28 protein-coding genes are annotated in these 19,412 nt (G+C 60.3%); 22 read left to right on the plus strand and 6 right to left on the minus strand.

What is annotated here, in order from left to right; all coding sequences use genetic code 11:
* The first annotated feature begins 2 nt into the window (after positions 1 to 2).
* The 6 genes from minD to RCI20_RS14925 all read left to right on the plus strand — a co-directional run bounded on the left by minD (position 3) and on the right by RCI20_RS14925 (position 2,679).
* Positions 3 to 809 carry a septum site-determining protein MinD gene (gene minD, locus RCI20_RS14900; protein ID WP_306606838.1) on the plus strand — a complete coding sequence of 269 codons (807 nt, stop codon included), beginning with the start codon at positions 3 to 5 and terminating at the stop codon, positions 807 to 809.
* Position 810: 1 nt separating this feature from the next.
* Positions 811 to 1,068: a cell division topological specificity factor MinE gene (gene minE / locus RCI20_RS14905; protein ID WP_306606840.1), complete on the plus strand. Its 258-nt coding sequence runs from the start codon at positions 811 to 813 to the stop codon at positions 1,066 to 1,068.
* 168 nt (positions 1,069 to 1,236) lie between these two features.
* Positions 1,237 to 1,566 (plus strand): ferredoxin, encoded by a 330-nt coding sequence (locus tag RCI20_RS14910; protein WP_306606842.1) that lies wholly within the window; start codon positions 1,237 to 1,239, stop codon positions 1,564 to 1,566.
* Positions 1,567 to 1,570: 4 nt separating this feature from the next.
* Positions 1,571 to 1,840 (plus strand): nitrogen fixation protein NifZ, encoded by a 270-nt coding sequence (locus tag RCI20_RS14915; RefSeq protein ID WP_306606844.1) that lies wholly within the window; start codon positions 1,571 to 1,573, stop codon positions 1,838 to 1,840.
* A gap of 3 nt (positions 1,841 to 1,843) precedes the next feature.
* Complete coding sequence (locus tag RCI20_RS14920) at positions 1,844 to 2,377, plus strand: flavodoxin (protein WP_306606846.1); 534 nt, start codon at positions 1,844 to 1,846, stop codon at positions 2,375 to 2,377.
* Complete coding sequence (locus RCI20_RS14925; RefSeq protein WP_306606848.1) at positions 2,374 to 2,679, plus strand: hypothetical protein; 306 nt, start codon at positions 2,374 to 2,376, stop codon at positions 2,677 to 2,679. The genes RCI20_RS14920 and RCI20_RS14925 overlap by 4 nt, the downstream gene beginning before the upstream one ends.
* 5 nt (positions 2,680 to 2,684) lie before the next feature.
* Here RCI20_RS14925 and RCI20_RS14930 read toward each other — a convergent pair whose 3' ends face one another.
* The 3 genes from RCI20_RS14930 to RCI20_RS14940 form a co-directional block, all read right to left on the minus strand.
* A complete protein-coding gene (locus tag RCI20_RS14930) occupies positions 2,685 to 5,378 on the minus strand; it encodes an EAL domain-containing protein (RefSeq protein WP_306606850.1) in 2,694 nt (897 codons plus the stop codon).
* Positions 5,379 to 5,516: 138 nt separating this feature from the next.
* Complete coding sequence (locus RCI20_RS14935; RefSeq protein ID WP_306606852.1) at positions 5,517 to 6,857, minus strand: (Fe-S)-binding protein; 1,341 nt, start codon at positions 6,855 to 6,857, stop codon at positions 5,517 to 5,519.
* A gap of 97 nt (positions 6,858 to 6,954) precedes the next feature.
* Positions 6,955 to 7,338: a hypothetical protein gene (locus RCI20_RS14940; RefSeq protein ID WP_306606854.1), complete on the minus strand. Its 384-nt coding sequence runs from the start codon at positions 7,336 to 7,338 to the stop codon at positions 6,955 to 6,957.
* Between the two features lie 118 nt (positions 7,339 to 7,456).
* Here RCI20_RS14940 and RCI20_RS14945 point away from each other — a divergent pair, with 118 nt between their 5' ends.
* The 9 genes from RCI20_RS14945 to RCI20_RS14985 all read left to right on the plus strand — a co-directional run bounded on the left by RCI20_RS14945 (position 7,457) and on the right by RCI20_RS14985 (position 12,630).
* Complete coding sequence (locus RCI20_RS14945; protein ID WP_306606856.1) at positions 7,457 to 8,191, plus strand: cytochrome c biogenesis CcdA family protein; 735 nt, start codon at positions 7,457 to 7,459, stop codon at positions 8,189 to 8,191.
* A gap of 85 nt (positions 8,192 to 8,276) precedes the next feature.
* On the plus strand, positions 8,277 to 8,603 hold the full coding sequence (locus RCI20_RS14950) for a hypothetical protein (protein ID WP_306606858.1): 327 nt from the start codon (positions 8,277 to 8,279) through the stop codon (positions 8,601 to 8,603).
* Between the two features lie 55 nt (positions 8,604 to 8,658).
* The gene (locus tag RCI20_RS14955; RefSeq protein ID WP_306606860.1) at positions 8,659 to 9,192 is read left to right on the plus strand and encodes a peroxiredoxin-like family protein; all 534 of its coding nucleotides are present in this window, start codon (positions 8,659 to 8,661) and stop codon (positions 9,190 to 9,192) included.
* Positions 9,192 to 10,040 carry a DUF692 domain-containing protein gene (locus tag RCI20_RS14960; protein WP_306606862.1) on the plus strand — a complete coding sequence of 283 codons (849 nt, stop codon included), beginning with the start codon at positions 9,192 to 9,194 and terminating at the stop codon, positions 10,038 to 10,040. The genes RCI20_RS14955 and RCI20_RS14960 overlap by 1 nt, the downstream gene beginning before the upstream one ends.
* A gap of 3 nt (positions 10,041 to 10,043) precedes the next feature.
* Entirely contained in the window at positions 10,044 to 10,772 is a 729-nt protein-coding gene (locus RCI20_RS14965) for a DUF2063 domain-containing protein (RefSeq protein WP_306606864.1), read from the plus strand.
* Between the two features lie 58 nt (positions 10,773 to 10,830).
* Positions 10,831 to 11,211 carry a thioredoxin family protein gene (locus RCI20_RS14970; protein WP_306606866.1) on the plus strand — a complete coding sequence of 127 codons (381 nt, stop codon included), beginning with the start codon at positions 10,831 to 10,833 and terminating at the stop codon, positions 11,209 to 11,211.
* Positions 11,208 to 11,846: a sigma-70 family RNA polymerase sigma factor gene (locus RCI20_RS14975; protein WP_306606868.1), complete on the plus strand. Its 639-nt coding sequence runs from the start codon at positions 11,208 to 11,210 to the stop codon at positions 11,844 to 11,846. The genes RCI20_RS14970 and RCI20_RS14975 overlap by 4 nt, the downstream gene beginning before the upstream one ends.
* Entirely contained in the window at positions 11,840 to 12,064 is a 225-nt protein-coding gene (locus tag RCI20_RS14980; protein ID WP_306606871.1) for a zf-HC2 domain-containing protein, read from the plus strand. The genes RCI20_RS14975 and RCI20_RS14980 overlap by 7 nt, the downstream gene beginning before the upstream one ends.
* Complete coding sequence (locus tag RCI20_RS14985) at positions 12,064 to 12,630, plus strand: glutathione peroxidase (RefSeq protein ID WP_306606873.1); 567 nt, start codon at positions 12,064 to 12,066, stop codon at positions 12,628 to 12,630. Before RCI20_RS14980 ends, RCI20_RS14985 begins: the two co-directional genes overlap by 1 nt.
* A 265-nt stretch (positions 12,631 to 12,895) precedes the next feature.
* Here the strand turns inward: RCI20_RS14985 and RCI20_RS14990 are convergent, their stop codons facing one another.
* The 3 genes from RCI20_RS14990 to RCI20_RS15000 form a co-directional block, all read right to left on the minus strand.
* Entirely contained in the window at positions 12,896 to 13,630 is a 735-nt protein-coding gene (locus RCI20_RS14990) for a CPBP family intramembrane glutamic endopeptidase (protein ID WP_306606875.1), read from the minus strand.
* The gene (locus RCI20_RS14995; RefSeq protein ID WP_306606877.1) at positions 13,623 to 14,165 is read right to left on the minus strand and encodes a GNAT family N-acetyltransferase; all 543 of its coding nucleotides are present in this window, start codon (positions 14,163 to 14,165) and stop codon (positions 13,623 to 13,625) included. Before RCI20_RS14995 ends, RCI20_RS14990 begins: the two co-directional genes overlap by 8 nt.
* A gap of 210 nt (positions 14,166 to 14,375) precedes the next feature.
* The gene (locus RCI20_RS15000) at positions 14,376 to 14,639 is read right to left on the minus strand and encodes a hypothetical protein (protein WP_306606879.1); all 264 of its coding nucleotides are present in this window, start codon (positions 14,637 to 14,639) and stop codon (positions 14,376 to 14,378) included.
* Between the two features lie 177 nt (positions 14,640 to 14,816).
* On the opposite strand from RCI20_RS15000, the gene RCI20_RS15005 reads away from it, so the two are divergent.
* The 7 genes from RCI20_RS15005 (at position 14,817) to RCI20_RS15035 (ending at position 19,397) form a co-directional block, all read left to right on the plus strand.
* On the plus strand, positions 14,817 to 14,984 hold the full coding sequence (locus RCI20_RS15005; RefSeq protein WP_306606881.1) for a hypothetical protein: 168 nt from the start codon (positions 14,817 to 14,819) through the stop codon (positions 14,982 to 14,984).
* 72 nt (positions 14,985 to 15,056) lie between these two features.
* Positions 15,057 to 16,565, plus strand: coding sequence for a nitrogenase cofactor biosynthesis protein NifB (gene nifB / locus RCI20_RS15010; protein ID WP_306606883.1), 1,509 nt, complete (start codon positions 15,057 to 15,059; stop codon positions 16,563 to 16,565).
* Between the two features lie 81 nt (positions 16,566 to 16,646).
* On the plus strand, positions 16,647 to 16,925 hold the full coding sequence (locus tag RCI20_RS15015) for a 4Fe-4S binding protein (protein WP_306606885.1): 279 nt from the start codon (positions 16,647 to 16,649) through the stop codon (positions 16,923 to 16,925).
* The gene (locus tag RCI20_RS15020) at positions 16,925 to 17,404 is read left to right on the plus strand and encodes an ArsC/Spx/MgsR family protein (protein ID WP_306606887.1); all 480 of its coding nucleotides are present in this window, start codon (positions 16,925 to 16,927) and stop codon (positions 17,402 to 17,404) included. Before RCI20_RS15015 ends, RCI20_RS15020 begins: the two co-directional genes overlap by 1 nt.
* On the plus strand, positions 17,382 to 18,665 hold the full coding sequence (locus tag RCI20_RS15025; protein WP_306606889.1) for an FprA family A-type flavoprotein: 1,284 nt from the start codon (positions 17,382 to 17,384) through the stop codon (positions 18,663 to 18,665). The genes RCI20_RS15020 and RCI20_RS15025 overlap by 23 nt, the downstream gene beginning before the upstream one ends.
* A 12-nt stretch (positions 18,666 to 18,677) precedes the next feature.
* Entirely contained in the window at positions 18,678 to 18,965 is a 288-nt protein-coding gene (locus RCI20_RS15030; RefSeq protein WP_306606891.1) for a 2Fe-2S iron-sulfur cluster-binding protein, read from the plus strand.
* A 69-nt stretch (positions 18,966 to 19,034) separates the two neighbouring features.
* Positions 19,035 to 19,397: a 2Fe-2S iron-sulfur cluster-binding protein gene (locus RCI20_RS15035; RefSeq protein WP_306606892.1), complete on the plus strand. Its 363-nt coding sequence runs from the start codon at positions 19,035 to 19,037 to the stop codon at positions 19,395 to 19,397.
* Positions 19,398 to 19,412: the final 15 nt, after the last annotated feature.

The following is a 19,412-nucleotide window of genomic DNA, read 5'->3' on the forward strand; positions in this document are numbered from 1 at the left end:
GAATCATCGTCGTAACTTCCGGCAAGGGCGGGGTCGGCAAGACCACCACCAGCGCCAGCTTCTCCACTGGCCTCGCGCTGCGCGGCTACAAAACCGCCGTCATCGACTTCGACGTGGGCCTGCGCAATCTCGACCTGATCATGGGTTGCGAACGCCGTGTCGTCTATGATCTGGTCAATGTCATCAACGGTGAAGCCACGCTGACCCAAGCGCTGATCAAGGACAAGCATTGCGACAACCTGTATGTGCTACCGGCCTCGCAAACCCGCGACAAGGACGCGTTGACCGAAGAAGGCGTGGAAAAAGTCCTGAAGGAACTGGAACACCAGGCCTTCGATTTCATCATCTGCGATTCGCCGGCCGGCATTGAAACCGGCGCCGTGATGGCGCTGACCTTCGCTGACGAAGCCATCGTCGTGACCAATCCGGAAGTCTCATCGGTGCGCGACTCCGACCGCATTCTCGGCATCCTGCAGGCCAAGTCGCGGCGCGCCATCGAAAACCGCGAACCGGTCAAGGAACATCTGCTGATCACCCGCTACAACCCGACCCGCGTCGAAGCCGGCGAAATGCTGTCGTACAAGGACATCCAGGAAATCCTGCGGGTCGCCATCATCGGCGTCATTCCGGAATCGGAAGAAGTGCTGCAAGCCTCCAACCAGGGCTCGCCGGTCATCCACCAGAAGGAAACCGACGCCGCCGAAGCCTACCAGGACGTCATCTCCCGCTTCCTCGGCGAAGACAAACCGCTGCGCTTCGTCGACTACGTCAAGCCGGGCCTGCTGAAGCGCCTGTTCGGAGGCAAATAAAATGTCCTGGCTCCAGAAACTGTTCGGCAACCAGCCGAAAACGGCCCAGGTGGCCAAGGAACGACTGCAACTGATCATCGCGCACGAACGCGACGGCGGCGGCAGCAGCGTCAATTTCCTGCCTGACCTGCAGCGTGAGTTGATCGCCGTGATTTCCAAGTACGTCAAGGTCAATACCGAAGACATCCGCGTTTCGCTGGAAAAACAGGGCAATTACGAGGTATTGGAAGTCAATATCGTATTGCCGGAAAAAGGCTGATTTTTCACCGTTGACCGCAGAAGCATCAGAGGCCGCCAGTCAGCGGCCTCTTTTTTGTCCGCATTGTCGCAAAGGCAACAACGCGATATAACAACAAGCCATTGATTCAATGGCATTTATAGCTGGCACTTCCCTTGCAAGGGTTCTCCCATCATTCAGGAGAACAGCATGCCAAAACCCAAGAAACACGTCCTCGTCTGCACCCAGGGTCGCCCGGCCGGCCACCCGCGCGGGTCTTGTCAGGAAAAAGGCTGCGGCCCGACCTGGCAGGCCTTCTCGGACGAGTTCACCGCCCGCAACCTGTGGGCTTCCGGCTTCCAGCTGACCAACACCGGCTGCCTCGGCCCCTGCCATCTCGGCACCAGCGTCATCATCTACCCGGAAGGTACGATGTACGTCGGCGTCAAGCCGGAAGATGTCGGCACCATCATCGACGAACACCTGATGTTCGATCAACCGGTCGAGCGCCTGCTGGCGCCGGCCGACGTCTGGGCCTGAGATCATGGAAACCGTCCAATACGAAATCGGCGACATGGTGTTCGCCGCGGAAAACATCTACAACGATGGCGGCATGCCCGGCGTCGACGATGAAGACGGCCTGCTCGTCCCGGCCGGCGCGCGTGGCGTAGTCGTGCATTTCGGCCACACCGAGTTGAATCCGGAACAGGAAATCTACCTGGTGCGCTTCGAAAGCGGCCCGGATGACCTGCTCGGCGACCCGGTCGGCGTGCTGCCCGAGGAATTGACGCAGAATATTGCGGTCGACGCCTGAAAAATGGGAAAAATCGGCATTTTCTTCGGCACCGACACCGGCCGCACGCGGCTGGTGGCCAAGCAGATCGCCAAGAAACTCGGCGACGCTGCGGCCACCCCGGTCAATATCGGGCGCACGACGCTGGCCGATTTCCTCGCCCTTGACTGCCTGATCGTCGGCAGCCCGACGCTCGGCGACGGCGAACTACCCGGCGAATCGACCGGGCTGACCCAGCCGAGCTGGGAAGAATTCCTGCCGCAACTGGCCGGCGCCGATCTGAGCGGCAAGACCATCGCCATCTTCGGCCTCGGCGACCAGAAGAAATACCCGGATGAATTCGTCGACGCCATCGGCATCCTGCACGATGCCTTCGTTGCCGGCGGCGCCCGTGTCGTCGGTCGCTGGCCGACAGCCGGCTACGAATTCAACGCCTCGCAGGCGGTCGACGGCGAGCACTTCCTCGGGCTGGCCATCGACCAGCACCACCAGGGCCTGCTCACTGAACAACGCATCGATGCCTGGCTGGAAATAATCAAACCGGCCTTGCTGCCATGAATACCAATCCCTGGTCCCTGCCCAAGGATCGTTCGCTACGCCGCTTGCTCGTCTCGCTCGATGAAAAAGTCGGCACCAGCTGCGATGTCGCCCCCGACGACGGTGCCGATCCGTGCATCGTCACGCTCTACCACAGCGAACTGGTGAACCTGCGCGCCCACATCTACCTGCACGGCCAGCGCCCCGGCACCTACGGCGTGTTCTACGAATACCCGCATCCGGTGCCCGGCATCATCGAAACCGAAGAAAACCTGCCGCTGCCGAAAGCGCTAGCCAGCCTGAGCATGCACTTCGACGCCTGAAACGACTAGGTTTCGCTGCGTCCCTGTGGATACCGGAACCCCAGGATGTAATCCTTGGCCACATCCGCCGCCAGCGGCTTGCTGAACAGATAGCCCTGGATCCACTGGCATCCGATACGCGAGACGAATTCAAGCTGGGCCTCGGTTTCGACGCCTTCAGCGATCACTTGCATGCCCAGCTTCTGGGCCAGCAACATGGTCATTTCACAAATGGCCGCGTCGTTTTCATCGGTCTCGATATCCTTCACGAAGGAACGGTCGATCTTGATGATGTCGATGGGAAACAGCTTCAGATAGGCCAGCGACGAATAGCCGGTACCGAAATCGTCGAGCGCCAGTTTGACGCCGATATCGGCCAGCGCCTGCATCATGATGATGTTCTCTTCCGGATTGCACATGGCCATCGATTCGGTGATTTCCAGATGCAGCAGATCGGTCGGCAAGGCGAATTTTTCGATGGCCTGCCTGACCAGGGCGGGCAGGTTCTTGTCCTGGAATTGGGCCGGACTCAGATTGACCGACATGTGCAGATCGGACAAACCCGCTTCGCGCCACAATTTCAATTGCTGGCACGCTTCTTCGAGCACCCATTTACCCAGCGGAACAATCAGTCGGGTTTCTTCGGCCAGCGCGATGAAGTCGCCGGGAAAAACCATGCCGCGCGCCGGATGCTGCCAGCGCACCAGCGCCTCGACGCCAACCACGCGACCGGTATGCGGTTCGACCTGAGGCTGGTAATGCAGCACGAACTGCCCTTTTTCCAGCGCGATTTCCAGTTCATGCTCGACCGTCACGCGCTCCGCCACCTCTGCCCGCATGGCTTCGGTATAGAACTGGTAGTTGCCGCGTCCCGAGGCTTTCGCGTGGTACATGGCGATATCGGCATTTTTGATCAGCTCACTGGTCTCACCGGCATCTTCGGGATAAAAACAGATGCCAACACTGGGCGAGGTGCGCAGCTCAGTACCGGCAATGCGATAGGGTGCGGCAAGCTGCGTCACGATCTTGCCGGCGATTTCAGCAACGTCGCTTTCGCTGTCAATTCCGGCCAGTACCACGACAAATTCGTCGCCCCCCAGGCGAGCCACGATATCGCTCTCGCGCACCGCCTGCTGCAGGCGTTTCGCTACCAGAACCAGCAACTGGTCGCCCACGTTGTGGCCGAGCGTATCGTTGATCGTCTTGAAATGATCGAGGTCGATCAACATGACAGCCAGCGACTTGCCGTAACGTCGCGCAAAAACCATGCCCTGCTCCAGGCGCTGGTAAAGGCTGAAACGGTTGGGTAGCCCGGTCAACGCATCGTGATGGGCCAAAAACAGGATCTTGTCTTCTGCCGCCTTGCGATCCGTGATGTCTTCGAAGGCACCGATGTAATTGACGATCTTGCCGGCATTGTCGCGCACGACGGAAATCGACAAGCGTTTCGGATACGGCTCACCGGTTTTGCGTCGATCCCAAAGTTCGCCCTGCCAATGATCGCTGCTTTCCAGCGCGGCCCACATGTCGCGATATATTTCCGGCGTCGTATTCCCCGCCGACAACATACGGGGGTCCTGGCCGATGGCTTCTTCCTGACTGTAGCCGGTCAGCTTGGTGAATTCATGATTGACGGCAAGAATCCGGTTGTTCGCGTCGGTGATCAGGATGGCTTCACCACTATTGGAAAAGACCCGGGACATCAGATGCAGGTTGTTTTCAACCCGCTTGCGGTCCGTCATGTCGCGACCGATCCCCAGCACGCCAATCACCTGCCCGTTGAATCCGGGCATCGGCGTCTTGATGGTTTCGAGGAAAATGACCTGCCCACTCTCGGCGTGAATCAGCCACTCTTCATTGAGCTTCGGCTCACCGGCCAGCAGGGCTTCCTGATCTTTTTGGCGGAAAAAATCGGCCAGTTCCTGCGACGTAAAGTCGTAATCCGTCCGCCCGATGATCTCGCTGGCCGGGGCACCAAACAAGCGGCTGAACGCCTGGTTGCACGCCATGAAGGTGCCTTCCGTATCTTTCAGCCAAACCGGATCGGGTAGCGCGTTGATCAGGGTTTCCATCTGACTGCGACTTTCATTAAGGCGCAGGTTAGTCAGCGAAAGATGGGACAGATAAGATGCCAGACCGACGATGAGCCCCATGATCCGGCGCACGCGTTCGCGACTGAAGCGCGGCATGTCGTGGATGGCTTCCAGATAGGCTATCTTGTCGAAACCATAGCGTTCGGCCTGGGCGATGAAGAAGGCGTCGTCGATTTCGTCGTCATCGTAAAAAAACTGCCCGCAATAAAGATTCCCCAGATGTTCCGTGCCGACGAAGACCGGCGTCACGACATCCCACAAACCGTTCTTGCATTTGTAATCGATGAACTCGCCTTCTTTCAGATGGCTGGACAGAAACAGGTCGCTCTCGGTGCAATTGGCACACGAACTGGGTGTGGCCCGGTGAAAGGCCGTGCAGGCTTTTTGCCAACCGGCGCTCTGGAGAATATTGCCGGAGGGATCAAGCAGCGCAGTCGGCATGCCAACCAGCAGCGTCAAATCGTCAAGCAAGGTGCTCAAGGCTTTGATATCGATCAGCGAAGCCACGTGCGTATCCGATACGGCGTTAGGCGCCCTGCTGCTGGCCAGATCCGGCGTGACGCCACTATCCAGACGCCCTGGATACCACTTCACCACAACGGGATCATCAACCTTGAAAGTCCCCATTTCGATTACGTCTCCTGATATTTGAGTCACGCCAACGAAATTCGTGTCGCAGGTCTTTTCCCTTCATTATAAGAGGGACTTTAGCAATGACATCAAGCATCAAGGGAAAGTATCCGGCCTGGAAAACGGCGGAGAACGCTAGCCCAGCGCATGAGCCAGCAACACCGCAACGTGCACCGCATCACGCCCGCTACCGTCCTTGATCTGGTGCCGGCAGGAAAAACCGTCGGCAACGATCAAGGCGTCATCCGGCGCCGCACGCACCGCCGGCAGCAAGGCCAGTTCGCCCATCTGGCGCGAGGCTTCGTAATGCTCGGCCTCCAGCCCGAAACTGCCGGACATGCCGCAACAACTGGCATCGACGATGTCGAACTCGAATTCTGGAATCCAGCCGAGCACTTTTTTGACCGACTTCATCGCGCCGAAGGCCTTCTGGTGACAATGCCCATGCACGACGGCCCGGCCGCCGGGAATCGGCTTCAAGTCGAGTTTCAGTCCCTTGTTGCCTTCGCGCATCAGGAACTCCTCGAACAGGAAGGCCTGTTTCGATAGTTGACCGACCTCGGGACCGAGTCCGAGGCTGTAGAACTCGTCGCGCAACGCCAACAGGCAGGAGGGCTCCAGGCCGATGATCGGCGTGCCGGCGGCCAGCGCTGGAGCCAGCGCCGCCATGACCCGCTGCGCTTCCACTTTGGCCTCATCGACCATGCCCTGCGACAGATAGGTACGGCCACAACACAGCGGACGTTCGGGTTCGGCATCGGTTTTTGCCGGTTCGAGCACGTCGACCGCATAACCGCCGGCGCGCAATACCTTGATCGCCGCCTCGGCAATTTCCGGCGTGTAGTAATGCGTGAAGGTATCGACAAAAAGCAGCACTTTGCCGCGTTGACCGCAGGATTCTGCGCTTTCGGCACGAAAACCGTCAGCCACGATTGCCGGGATTGGCCGTTGCGCTGCAATACCCAGCCAGCGCTCGGCCAGCTTCGCCACCCAAGGCGAAGCGTTGCGCAGCCGCACCAGCGCCTGCAGCGTCGGCCGCCTTTCGTGCAGCCAGCGCGGCAAGGCGGCGAACAGCCGGGTCCGCCGCGAAACACCAAGACGGGCATTCTTCTGCGCCAGGTATTCGGTCTTGATCAGCGTCATGTCTACGGCGCTCGGGCATTCCTTCTTGCAGCCCTTGCACGACACGCACAGATCCATCGCCGCGACCAGATCGGGATGGGCGAACGGGTCGTCGCCAAACTCGCCATTGAGCGCCGCTTTGAACGCCTTGACCCGCGCCCCGGTCGAATGCGCCGGATCGTGCGTGATGCGATAGCTCGGACACATCACGCCCTTGCCGTCGCGCTGGCACTGGTGATTGTTCATGCACACGGCAACGGCCTTGGCATAGTTGCCGCCGGTCGCCGGAATGCCGGCGTAAGCGTCGCCGACGCCATAGGTGTCGTAGGCCGACCAGTCGAGATAGGTTTTCATGGGTGACAGCCAAGCAAAACCGACGCCACAAACTATGCTTTTAAAATCAACATATTGAGAAACGCAAGGCATGTCGGGATCGCGACAATGCTGGCGTCTAGTGGGCGAGTGGGTCGCGTTTGCCGCTGTGCTGGTGGAAAACCAGCGTGAAAGCACGACCGCTCAGGCTGCGAAAATGCAGGGCCTGCATGGCACCGCTGAAACCGCGATAACGGTGTGGCTGGCCATCGCTCGTGACGAAGTCGACCTCGCCGATACCGCGGTCGCGGCCGACGATCAGTGCCGGCCATTCCGGCTTGCCAAAGGTACCGACCGGAACGAAGCCCGCCGCCTTCTGCGCCTGCACGACACTGCGCTGGCTATCGTGGAAAAATCCACCGCCAGCCCGAAACACCAGCAGCACGGCGGCCAGGACGACCAAGGCCAGCGCCGTAACCCACAAACGCGTCCGTCCGGTGCTGCCGAACAAGGTGATCAGCATTCATGTCCCCGATAACTTTTCGACCGGCCGATTATCGATTGAACTACGGGCATGCGTGTACCGCCGGTGTAAGAAATCCCCCCGCTGCCACGACCAATCTCCAAACCCAGGAGAAATCATGCTCGAAACCCTTTCCCCGGCCGTCCTCGGCCTTGCCTTGCTGGCCGGCAGCCTGACCACACTCTCGCCCTGCGTCTTTCCCGTGTTGCCGCTGGTGGTCGGCGGCGCTGTCCAGCAGAACCGGCTGGCGCCAGTGGCAATGGGCGTCGGCATGGCGCTGTCGTTTGCACTGATCGGCATATTGCTCGGCGCGCTCGGCCCGGCACTCGGCATCGACGGCGAGCATGTACGCACTTTCGGTGGCGTACTGCTGCTGACCTTTGGTCTGGTCATGCTGGTGCCGGCGCTCAATGCACGCTTCACCGCCTGGATGCTGCCCATCGCCAGCCAGGCCAATACTGCATCGTCACGCTTCAATGGCGGCTCGCTGGGCGGCGCCTTCCTGCTTGGCGGAGTCCTCGGGCTGGTATGGAGCCCCTGCTCCGGCCCGCTGCTCGGCGCAGCGCTGAGCCTGGTCGCGGCGGAAGGCGGCGCCCTGCGCGGTGGCCTTGTGCTCGGTCTGTTCGGCACCGGTGCGGCAATACCGCTGGTCGCTGTGGCCTACGCGTCACGCGCCGGCTTCGGTCGCGCCCGCGGCTGGGTCATGCAGCACATTGAGCGTATCAAGACGCTATTCGGCATCCTGTTGTTGCTCACCGGCATCGCCATCCTGAGCGGTGCCGACAAATGGCTGGAAGCGATCGTAGTCGAACGTTTGCCGGATTCATGGGTCCGAGTCACCACACTGTTCTGAAATTTTCTGTAAGAAATGCGGCCCCTGCGCCGACGAAACAACAGGCAGACTTTCTGCCATCACCCCCACCTCAATGGAGACCATCATGAAAAAACAAACACTCACCGCGCTGGCCATCGGTTCCGCCTTCGCTGCCGTCGCACTGACGCCGGTCACCCATGCGGCCGACAATCCTTTCGCCGCCAAGCAACTATCGGCCGGCTATCAACTGGCGCAAGCCGATACCAAGGGCAAGGAAGGCAAATGCGGTGAGGCCAAGTGTGGTGCCGGCAAGAAAGCCACCGAGAAAACAAAGGATGGCAAATGCGCCGCCGACAAGAAGGCCGAAGGAAAGTGCGGTGCCGACAAGACGCCGGCCGATAAAAAGAAAGACGGCAAATGCGGTGAAGCCAAGTGTGGTGCCAGCAAGTAAATTCTTAGTCCCCCGGGCCGGTGAAACCCACCGGCCCTTTTGAAGGAATCCCGCCATGCCGCAATCCCTGCTGCCCCGCCAGCCCATCCCGGCGCTCGACGTAGCGCTGCTTTCCGGCGCCCGCCTGAGCCTCACCGCTGGTGATGCACAACATTTCACGCTACTGGTCTTCTACCGTGGCTACCACTGCCCGCTGTGCCGCACTTACCTGAGCGAACTGAACCGCCTGCATGATGACTTCACGGCGCGCGGCGTAGCCGTCAAGGTGCTGTCGTCCGACACGCAGGAGCGCGCCCGCCGCGCCACCGACGAATGGTCACTCGACCGCCTCGATCTCGGTTATGGGCTGGCCGAAGCCGACGCCCGCGCCTGGGGCCTGTACATCTCGACCGGACGCGGCCTGACCTCGACCGGCGTCGAGGAACCGGCCCGCTTTTCCGAACCCGGCATTTTCCTGATCCGCCCCGACCTGACGCTGTACTGGGCCAACGTCCAGACCATGCCCTTCGCGCGGCCGCACTTCAAGGACATGCTCGGCGCCATCGACTTCGTGCTGGCCAAAGACTACCCGGCACGCGGAGAAGCCTGATGCAAGCCCGCACCGCGCACGGCGCCGGCCTCGGTTTCCGGCGCGAGCTGATCGCCCCGCTGCAGGCCGGCATGCCGGCCGCCATCGACTTCTTCGAACTGGCCCCGGAAAACTGGGCCGGCATGGGCGGGCGTTCGGCGCGGCAACTGCGCGAATTCAGCGAACGCTACCCCTTCGTCTGCCACGGGTTGTCGCTGTCGCTGGGCGGCCCCGGGCCGCTCGACGAGACGCTGCTCCACCGCATCCGCGATTTCATGCGCGAGCACGGCATGACGCTGTACACCGAACACCTTTCCTGGTGCGCCGACGACCGCCAACTCTACGACTTGCTGCCGATCCCGCAGACAGAGGCAGCAGTGCGCTGGACCGCCGAGCGCATCCAGCGGGTGCAGGACATCCTCGGCCAGCGCATCGGCATCGAGAACGCTTCGACCTACGTCGCGCCGCCCGGCGCCGAGATGAGCGAAGCCGAATTCATCACCGCAGTCGTCGAAGCCGCCGACTGCCTGCTCCACCTCGACGTCAACAACATCTACGTGAACAGCCGCAACTTCGGTTTCGACGCGCATGAATTCCTCGCCGCGCTGCCTCTTAAGCGCACCTGCTACATCCATGTCGCCGGCCACTACGTCGAGCCGGACGGGCTGATCATCGACACCCACGGCGCGCCGGTGATCGACCCGGTGTGGTCGCTGCTCGCCGATGCTTACGCGCGCATCGGCGGTGACGTACCAACCTGCCTCGAACGCGACTTCAATTTCCCCGATCTGGCCGCGTTGACCGCAGAAATCGACATCATCGCCCGCCTGCAGGCTGCGGCCCCGTCCATCCAGCGCAAGGCAGCCTGAATCATGGCCTTCCAGACTTTCCAGCACGCCTTCGCCCGCCACCTGCGCGACCCGCAACGCACGCCGCGCCCGCCCGGTGTTCCGGCTCGCGGCATGGCCGTCTACAACGAACTGGTCGGCAACAACCTGCGCAGTTTTCTCGACAGTGGCTTTCCGGTGTGCCGGACCATCCTCGGTGAAACGCGCTGGCAGCGCCTGGCCCGCCGCTTCCTGCGCGACTGGCCGTTACGCACGCCGTGGTTCCGCGAAATCCCGCGCGAGTTCGTGCATTTCGTGACAACAACGCCGGGCCTGCGCCTGCCGCGCTGGCTACCGGAACTGGCGCATTACGAATGGGTCGAACTGGCTGCCGACATCGCCGATGCGGCAATTCCGGTGCACGACCCGGCCGGCGACCTGCGCAGCCGCCCGGTGGTCCTCAACCCGGTGCTATTCAACCTCGCCTACGCCTGGCCGGTGCACCGGATCGGCCCTGACCACCGACCGCGCCGACCGGCAGCGACGCATCTGCTGATCCATCGCGATCCTGAGGACATCGTGCGTTTCAGCGAAATCAACCCGGTCACCGCCCGCCTGCTGACGCTGCTGGCAGCAAGCCCGCAAAGTGGCGAAGCCGCCTCCCGGCAGATCGCCGCCGAACTGCAGCACGCCGACCCGCAACGTCTCGTCGATTTCGGCGTCGACCTGCTCAACGACCTACGCCGGCAAGGAATCGTCCTCGGTACCGTGTAAGTTTTGCGCCCCCTGCGCCGACTAATCCTCACCCCCTAATCTCACCCGGTGCTACACCATGAAAACCATCCGTCTCCTCGCCAGCCTCGCCTTTGCGACTGCCGCCAGTTTCGCCCACGCGCTCGACATCGCCCCCTGGTCACCCGCCGATTTTGCCGAGCAGCAGGCACAGGGCAAGGCCGTCGCCTTGCATTTCCATGCCGACTGGTGCCCGACCTGCCGGGCGCAGGAAAAAGTTTTCAACGGCTGGCGCGGCGACGCCACCGTGCCCGGCCGCCTGCTCGTCGTCGACTACGACAATGCCCGCGAACTGCGCCGCCAACTCGGCGTGCGCATGCAATCAACGCTGATCGTCTTCAAGGGCAAGAAGGAAGTCGCCCGACTGGCCGGCGACACCGACCCCGCCAACCTGAGCACCGCGCTGGCCGCCGCGCGTTGAGCTACCATGGCCGCATTCCGGCCCGTGCCATGGAGGCTGCCATCACACCCACCGCCCTCATCGACAACGCCTTCGTCGAACAAGTCCGCCGTGACATGCTGGCCTTCGCCCAACTCCAGTTGCGCGACGCCACGCTCGCTGAAGACGCCGTGCAGGATGCGCTGACCGCCGCGCTCACCGGCGGCAAGGACTTCGCCGGGCGCTCGGCGCTGAAAACCTGGGTCTTCGGCATCCTGCGCCACAAGATCGTGGACCTGATCCGCCAGCAATCCCGGACGACGCCGATCTCCGCCTTTGGCAACGACGAGGACGACATAGACCAGACCTTCGACGCGCTGTTCAAGGCAAATGCCCACTGGCAACCGGCGTGCCGGCCAGCCGCCTGGGCCGACCCCGAAGCCGCGCTGCGCGAAAAACACTTCTGGGCCATCTTCGACGCCTGCCTGACCCACCTGCCGAAAAACACCGCGCGCGTCTTCATGATGCGCGAATTCCTCGAACTCGATACCGGCGAAGTCTGCGCCGCCGCCGGCATCACCACCAGCAACTGCCACGTCATCCTGCACCGCGCCCGCAGCGCCCTGCGCGACTGCCTGGAAAAAGGCTGGTTCCTCGCCGGAGAACGCCCATGTTGAACTGCAAGGACGCCACCCACCGCATGTCGGAAGCCGAAGACCGCGAACTTGGCCTGGGCGAACGCGTCGAACTGAGCATACATCTGGCCATGTGCAAAGGCTGCCGCAACTACCAGCAACACCTGCACATCCTGCGCGATGCGTGCCGGGGTTACCGGGAGCATTTACTGGGCACCGATGGTGACTTGCTTCGTCCAGAACGAAAAGGAGAGTCGTGATGAAAACAAACTGGCTGCGCCGACTGGGTTTATCCAGCCTTCTCGCTTTTTCCGCCCTGCCACCGGCGCAGGCTCAAACCGCCTGTCCCGGCTTGCTGGATCATCAGTTCGTCAATCTGCAGGACGGCTCACCGATGCCGCTCTGCCAATACGCAGGCAAGGTCATTCTGGTTGTCAATACCGCCAGCAAATGTGCCTTCACCTCGCAATATGAAGGGCTGGAAAAACTCTACGCCCGGCTGAAGGATCGCGGCCTGGTCGTACTCGGTTTTCCGTCAAACGATTTTGGCGAGCAGGAGCCGGGCAACGACAAGCAAATTGCAGAGTTCTGCCGCCTGACCTATGGCGTCGAATTTCCAATGGTCGCCAAAACCATCGTCAAAGGGCCGGGCGCCAACGCGTTCTATAAACAATTGGCCGAACGCACCGGCAGCACGCCGAAATGGAATTTCCACAAATACCTGATCAATCGCGACGGCAGCGAAGTGGTGGCCTACACCAGCCTGACCTCGCCAGATAGTCGGAGTTTGTTGAAGAAGATTGAGCAGTTTCTTGGTCAGCATTGATTAGGCAAGGCGGGGTTTGTTGAGGAATTTGGCCAAGGGCTGGAAGCGACCGATTCTGTTGAAAAACTCAAAACCGTGCTTTTCCAAGGTATGTCGAAACCTTCCCGGTGGCGAAATCGTCGAATACAGAGCGATTGTGCGCGTCGAATTTTTTGGCCCAAGCTCCCTTTCCACCAGAAAGCGAGTTTTTCAACACCATCAACCGATTTCGGACAATCGCGCTTTCAGTAAGCCGTCGTTTGGAAGTTAAAGGTTTGGGATCCGATTATCCGCGGACAAGATATGCTAGAAGATGAGCAAGAATATGGGCAATGATCGCAGCCTCCAAGCCGTACCGCCAATAGAGGCAACCGGCTACCACTCCAAAAATCGCATTCACAATCACGACGTAGGCAAAAGTCATCGCGGGTACTGTGCCCAGTATTGCTGCGGTGGCCGGCACGTGTGAAACTCCGAACAGCAAAGCGCTTAGACAAATTGCCATCCAAACCACGCTCGAATGCGGTTTTTCGCTCGCCTGCTGAAAAATGCGCCAACCGACCCAAACTAGAAGGGTCATCAGGCCCCAACGAACTAGGACTTCTTCGGTGATCCCGCCATACAAGACTCGGACCGACAGTGGAATAGCCATTTTCCCCTGGGTAGCGGCAAGTTCGCTTGGCGAGTAGGCGTGGAATCCGACAATCACCACGGCACCAATCAGTCCCCCGATGACGCCGGGCATCCACAGAGGGCGAGATGCTGAAAGCATGTCACCTCGATTTGCAATTGCAGACAAGACTGGAGCACCAAGACCTACCATTGGACCAAGTCTTGTGCCTGCGACACTTGCTAGGATGACCAATAAAAAGCTTTGGCTCATTGTGGCGAACTGCAATGTCTCAATTGGAACCGGCAGACTTTGCGATTTAGCAAACAGAGGCAGAGCAAGCAAAGCGATTGCGACACAGCCTGGACTAGCCATCAATGCGATCAGTATTGTTTGTTTCCAATTATTCAAGTCCGCTCAACCTGATTTCACGTTGTCGAAGAAGTGTATAAAGAACCTGGTCGATCAACTGACCGTCTTTATAAGCGCTCTTGTGGAGAACGGCCTCGCGCACGAAGCCAGCTTTTTCGAGAACACGCATTGAGGCGGGATTCCATGAAAATACTGGTGCCTCTAAGCGCTCCAAATTATATTGGTTGAGGCAATATTGAGAAGCAATGCGCACAGCTACCGACATAATCCCGCGCCCCCAGAAATGCTCTCCTAGCCAGTAGCCGAAATGGCCTGTTTTGACGAAGATATCCTCACCAAGGTCAACGCCAATGCCGCCAGCGGCAACGCCATCAACTTCAATGGCCCACTGCGACGGTTCAGACGTCGTTTGAAGGTGGGAAAACCAAGAGCTTGCATCGGCGTCCGTATAAGGATGGGGAAACCGATCTTGGAGATTTAGCCAAATTTTTCGGTTGTTCGCCGCAGAAATTAGCTCCTCCGCATCGCGAGTCTGCCATTCTCGAATCACACACAAGCCGCAGTCTATTCTCATGTTTTCAAACGGGCTCCCAGGCCCGAAGTATATGTGGTCATAGATCCGGTAAGTATAGCAACGGCAATCTAACCCCAAAGAGCGCTCGTCCTAACCTGGAAGTTGCTCGTGGGGCCGCTGTGGGCGAAGAATTTGACTGACCGCTCTTGCCCGAACGTTGTCGAAAGGCCATTCACACGACTTGACCCTAAACCGCCCAGGGCGACGGCATCAAACGCGAGAAATTGGGCGCACGACCAGGACGTTCTTCCCCTGCACGGGAGTCCCCATGTATTCCAAGCCGACTTCTTCTGCGGAGACGAGCGCCAGTTCCACACGTCCTTGATACTGGGTTAAGAAGCGCTCAATGGCTTCGCCTTCGTCGCATCCTCTCTGGAATTTCCAAAACCCTGCGGGACTGGTCTCGGAAGTGGGGCCGAACATGCTGAGTACGGCCCAGCCTTGGTGCGGGTTCTTGACCTTGTAATCGCTCATGGACTCCAAATGGGCGAGACCTGCAAGCTCTGAAAGTAAAGACATAGTGGCTCCGTGACACACTTGTTCGGGGTTGCCGACTGAAGTGTTGATGCTTTTGCGCCGCGCAGTTTACCCGAGGAAGCGCACTTCCACTGTGCAGACGTCCTGCCATTCGCTGAAGAACGGATTCAACAGGTGATTGCCGGGCTGGTCAGTCAGATGGTGCGGCGCAAATCGGATGACATTGAGGGCAGCTGGGAGGACATTGAAATCGAGCTGACAGGAGAGTATGGCTGGATGTCTCTGTCTGATTTGCGACAAGTGACCCGACAAGGGCTAGTGACGATTTTTACAGGTTATTGATATAAAAGAATAAAACCTACTGGCACAACGATTGCTGAAATAGCTCCGAACCGTTTTCGTGGAGCCCTCATCGTGGAACTACCCGTCATCAGCAATAACGCACCGGCCGCCGAAGGTGGTGGTTGTTCATCCAGCGGTTGTGGCACGGCACCGGATGCGTTGGGCCATTTGCCCGATCATATCCGGGCCAAGGTGCAGGACCATCCCTGCTATTCGGAAGAAGCGCATCACTACTTCGCCCGCATGCACGTTGCCGTGGCCCCGGCCTGCAACATCCAGTGCAACTACTGCAACCGCAAGTACGACTGTTCCAACGAGTCGCGCCCCGGCGTCGTTTCGGAACTGTTGACGCCGAAGCAGGCGATCAACAAAGTGCTCGCTGTCGCTGCCGCCATCCCGCAGATGACGGTACTCGGCATCGCCGGTCCCGGCGACCCCCTGGCCAACCCGGCGCGCACCTTCGAGACTTTCGAACAGCTGTCGGCGCGCGCTCCGGACATCAAGCTGTGCGTATCGACCAACGGGCTGACCTTGCCGCAGTACGTCGACGAAATCGCCAAGCACAACATCGACCACGTGACGATCACCATCAACTGTGTCGATCCGGAAGTGGGCGCCAAGATTTATCCGTGGATTTTCTGGGAGAACAAACGCATCTTCGGCATCGAAGGCGCGCGGATTCTCATCGAGCAGCAGCAGAAGGGTCTGCAGATGCTGACCGACCGGGGCATCCTGGTGAAGGTCAATTCGGTGCTGATCCCTGGCGTCAATGACGAGCATCTGAAGGAAGTCTCGAAGATCGTCAAAGCCAAGGGTGCTTTCCTGCACAACGTGATGCCGCTGATCGCCGAGCCGGAACACGGCACCTACTACGGCATCATGGAGCAGCCGGAACCGACGCCGGAAATGCTTCAGGACTTGCAGGATGCCTGCGCCGGCGACATGGCGATGATGCGCCACTGCCGCCAATGCCGCGCCGATGCGGTCGGCCTGCTGGGCGAGGATCGCGGCGACGAGTTCACGATGGACAAGATCGACGTGATGGATGTCGATTACGAAGCCGCGATGGTGCGCCGCAAGGAAGTGCACGACTCGATCATCGAGCAACTCGAAGCCAAGCGCGGCAGCAGCGCGCCGAAGGTCGAGGAAGTCGGCATCCCGGCTGATTCCCGGCCGGTGCTGATGGCGGTCGCCGGCAAGAACGGCGTCGTTGCCGAACACTTTGGTCATGCCCGCGAATTCCTGATTTACGAAGCCTCACCGGCTGGCGTGCGCTTCATCGGCCACCGCAAGACCGAGTTGTACTGCGGCGGCATGGATGCCTGCGGCGATGGCGACATCGTCGACGAAGGCGCGACGGAATCGCTGCTCGAACGCAACATCCGCATCCTCGAAGGTTGCGAGGTGGTGCTCTGTTCGAAGATCGGTTACGAGCCGTGGGGCAAGCTGGAAGCCGCCGGTATCGCGCCGAATGGCGAACACGCCATGGAGCCGATCGAGGACGCCGTGCTGGCGGTGTACAAGGAAATCGCGGCGACGGGCAAGTTGAGTCCTGCGGTCGACAACAAAAAGGTGGCGTGATGTACAGCCCCCGCTTACTACGTTCGCTGCCCCCCAAGGGGGTGCAGGCCGCCTTCGGGGCGGCCCTTCAGGAGGCCTGAGATGGCACTGCAAATCACCGAATCCTGCGTCAATTGCTGGGCTTGCGTCGATGTTTGCCCGAACGAGGCGATCTACGAAGACAAGCCGCATTTCCTGATCGACGACAGCAAATGCACCGAGTGTCTGGGCGATCACGCGGTCGCGCAATGCGCCGCGATCTGCCCGATTGAAATGGCCATCGTCGACGAACTGGGGGCCTTCCTGAATCCGCCCGGTTCATTGACTGGCATCCCGATGGAAAAGCTGAAGCAATTCGGCCTGTGGAAGGAAGCTGCCTGATGGCTGTCATCACGTTTTACGAAAAACCCGGCTGCAAGGGCAATCTGCGCCAGAAAACCCTGCTCGCTGCAGCCGGCCACACGGTGCAGGCGAAAAGTCTGAAAAATGAGGCGTGGACCGCAGAATACCTGCTCAAATTCGTCGGCAAACTGCCTGTCGCCGAATGGTTCAACCCTGCCGCCCCGGCGATCAAGGCCGGGGAAATCGTCCCGGAAAATCTGGGTGCGGAAGACGCTTTGCACCTGCTGCTGCAGAACCCGCTGCTCATTCGCCGGCCGCTGATGGAAATCGGCGACGAACGGATGGTCGGTTTCGATATTGCTGCGGTCGACGCCTGGGTCGGGCTGAATAACGTCGAGTTGCCGGAAGGCAATATCGAAGCCTGCGTGCACGGCCCGGAAGGTCATGGCAGTTGCGGCAGCCATGCCCACGACGCAGCGGAAGAGGAAAGCGGCCATGGTCGCTGCGGGTCTCACTAAAGACGCGGTAGAAATCGCCCCGGGCGTCCACTGGGTGGGCGCCCTCGACCCGCATCTGCGCAGTTTCGACATCATCCTCAAAACCGCCAACGGCACCAGCTACAACGCCTATGTCGTGCGCGGCGAACATGGCGTGGCGATCATCGACACGGTGAAGGAAAACTTCGCCGACGACTTTTTCCGTCGTCTGGAATCGGTAGCCCGTTACGACGAAATCACGACCATCGTCCTCAACCACCTGGAACCGGATCACAGCGGTGCCCTGCCAGAACTGCTGAAACGTGCCCCGCAGGCCAAGGTCTACCTGTCCAGCCGGGCGCAGATGATGCTGAAGGCGCTGCTCAAGCCATCCGGCGAAAAGCCGCCCGAATACATCCCGGTGACCACCGACGACGAAGTCGATCTCGGCGGCCGGACACTGCGTTTCCTGCATACGCCTTACCTGCACTGGCCGGATACGCAATGCACCTACCTGGTTGAAGACGGCCTGCTGTTTACCGGCGACATCTTCGGCTGCCATTTCTGCGATGCCCGGCTGTTCAACGACCGGGTCGGCGACTTCCGTTTCTCGTTCGAGTATTACTACGCGCACATCATGCGCCCCTTCCGCGAGTACGTGCTCGACGCAGTGGCGTTGATCGAGCCGCTCGATCTCAACCTGATCGCCCCGGCGCACGGCCCCATCCTGCGCCACCAGCCACGCGACTACGTGCATCGCTACCGCGAACTGGCGACGCCGCGCCTGTTCAACGAAGCGCGCAGCGAAAAAACGCTGGTCGTCTTCTACATTTCCGCCTACGGCAACACCCGGCGCATGGCCGAAGCGCTGGCCGCCGGCGCCGAAACCATCGGTGGCGTGCGCGTCTCGCTGTACGACCTGGAAGGCGGCGAGTCGGGCATTTTCACCGACCTGATCGAGGAAGCCGACGGCCTGGCCTTCGGCAGCCCGACGATCAACGCCGACGCGGTCAAGCCGATCTGGGACGTGTTGTCGTCGCTGACCACGGTCAACGTCAAGGGCAAGCTCGGCGCCGCCTTCGGCTCCTACGGCTGGAGCGGCGAAGCCGTGCGGCTGATCGAGGACCGCCTGCGCGGCCTCAAATTGCGCGTGCCGGTCGATGGCCTGCGCATCAAGCTGGTGCCGGATAGCGGCGAGCTCGAACAGTGCCGTCTGCTCGGCGAACAACTGGCCCGTCACCTGACGGGCCAGGTCGAACACCGCGAGATCGATTTCAGCCAATTACAGGCGTCGACCGCATAACGAGGAAAAACCATGCCCAAAGCAAAAGTCACCTTCGAAGATATCGGCGTTTCGGTCACCGTGCCGGCCGGTACACGCCTGATTGAAGTGTCCGAAAAAGTCGGCGCCGGCATCACCTACGGCTGCCGCGAAGGCGAATGCTGCACCTGCCTGACCAAGATCATTTCCGGCGGTGAAAACCTCGCCCCGCCGAGCGTACTGGAAGACCAGGTACTCAAGGACAACATGGCCCCGCGCGGCCACCGCCTGGCCTGCCAGGCCCAGATTCTTTCCGGCGACATCGTCGTGAAACCCGCATAAGACTAAAACCAATCAGCCAACCGCTACAGAGAAATCCAACTCAACCCGCTCTTCTGGAGAACCCAAAAAATGGCACTCATCACTTTCAGCAGCCCCATGCACAAGGACAAGACGGTCTACGCCGTCGCCGGCAGCCACACCCAGACCATCCTGGCTCTGGCCAAGGAACATCACATCCCGATCGACTTCGGTTGCCAGGAAGGCAACTGCGGCACCTGTCTGGTCAAGGTCTCATCGGTTGACGGCAAGCGCCGTCCGATGGGCGGCCCGCTCAATGTCCGCGAAGTGGCTGCGCTGACCGAACTGGGTCACATCACCAAGGCCGAAATCGAACAGATGTACGTCGATGACATCCCGCCGACCCAGTGGCGCCTCGCCTGCCAGATGATCGTGCGCGACGAAGACATCCTGGTCGAGTATCCGAGCAAATGAGTCCGAGCAAATAAG

This window comes from Azonexus sp., from assembly GCF_030824335.1.
Classification (GTDB): Bacteria; Pseudomonadota; Gammaproteobacteria; order Burkholderiales; family Rhodocyclaceae; genus Azonexus.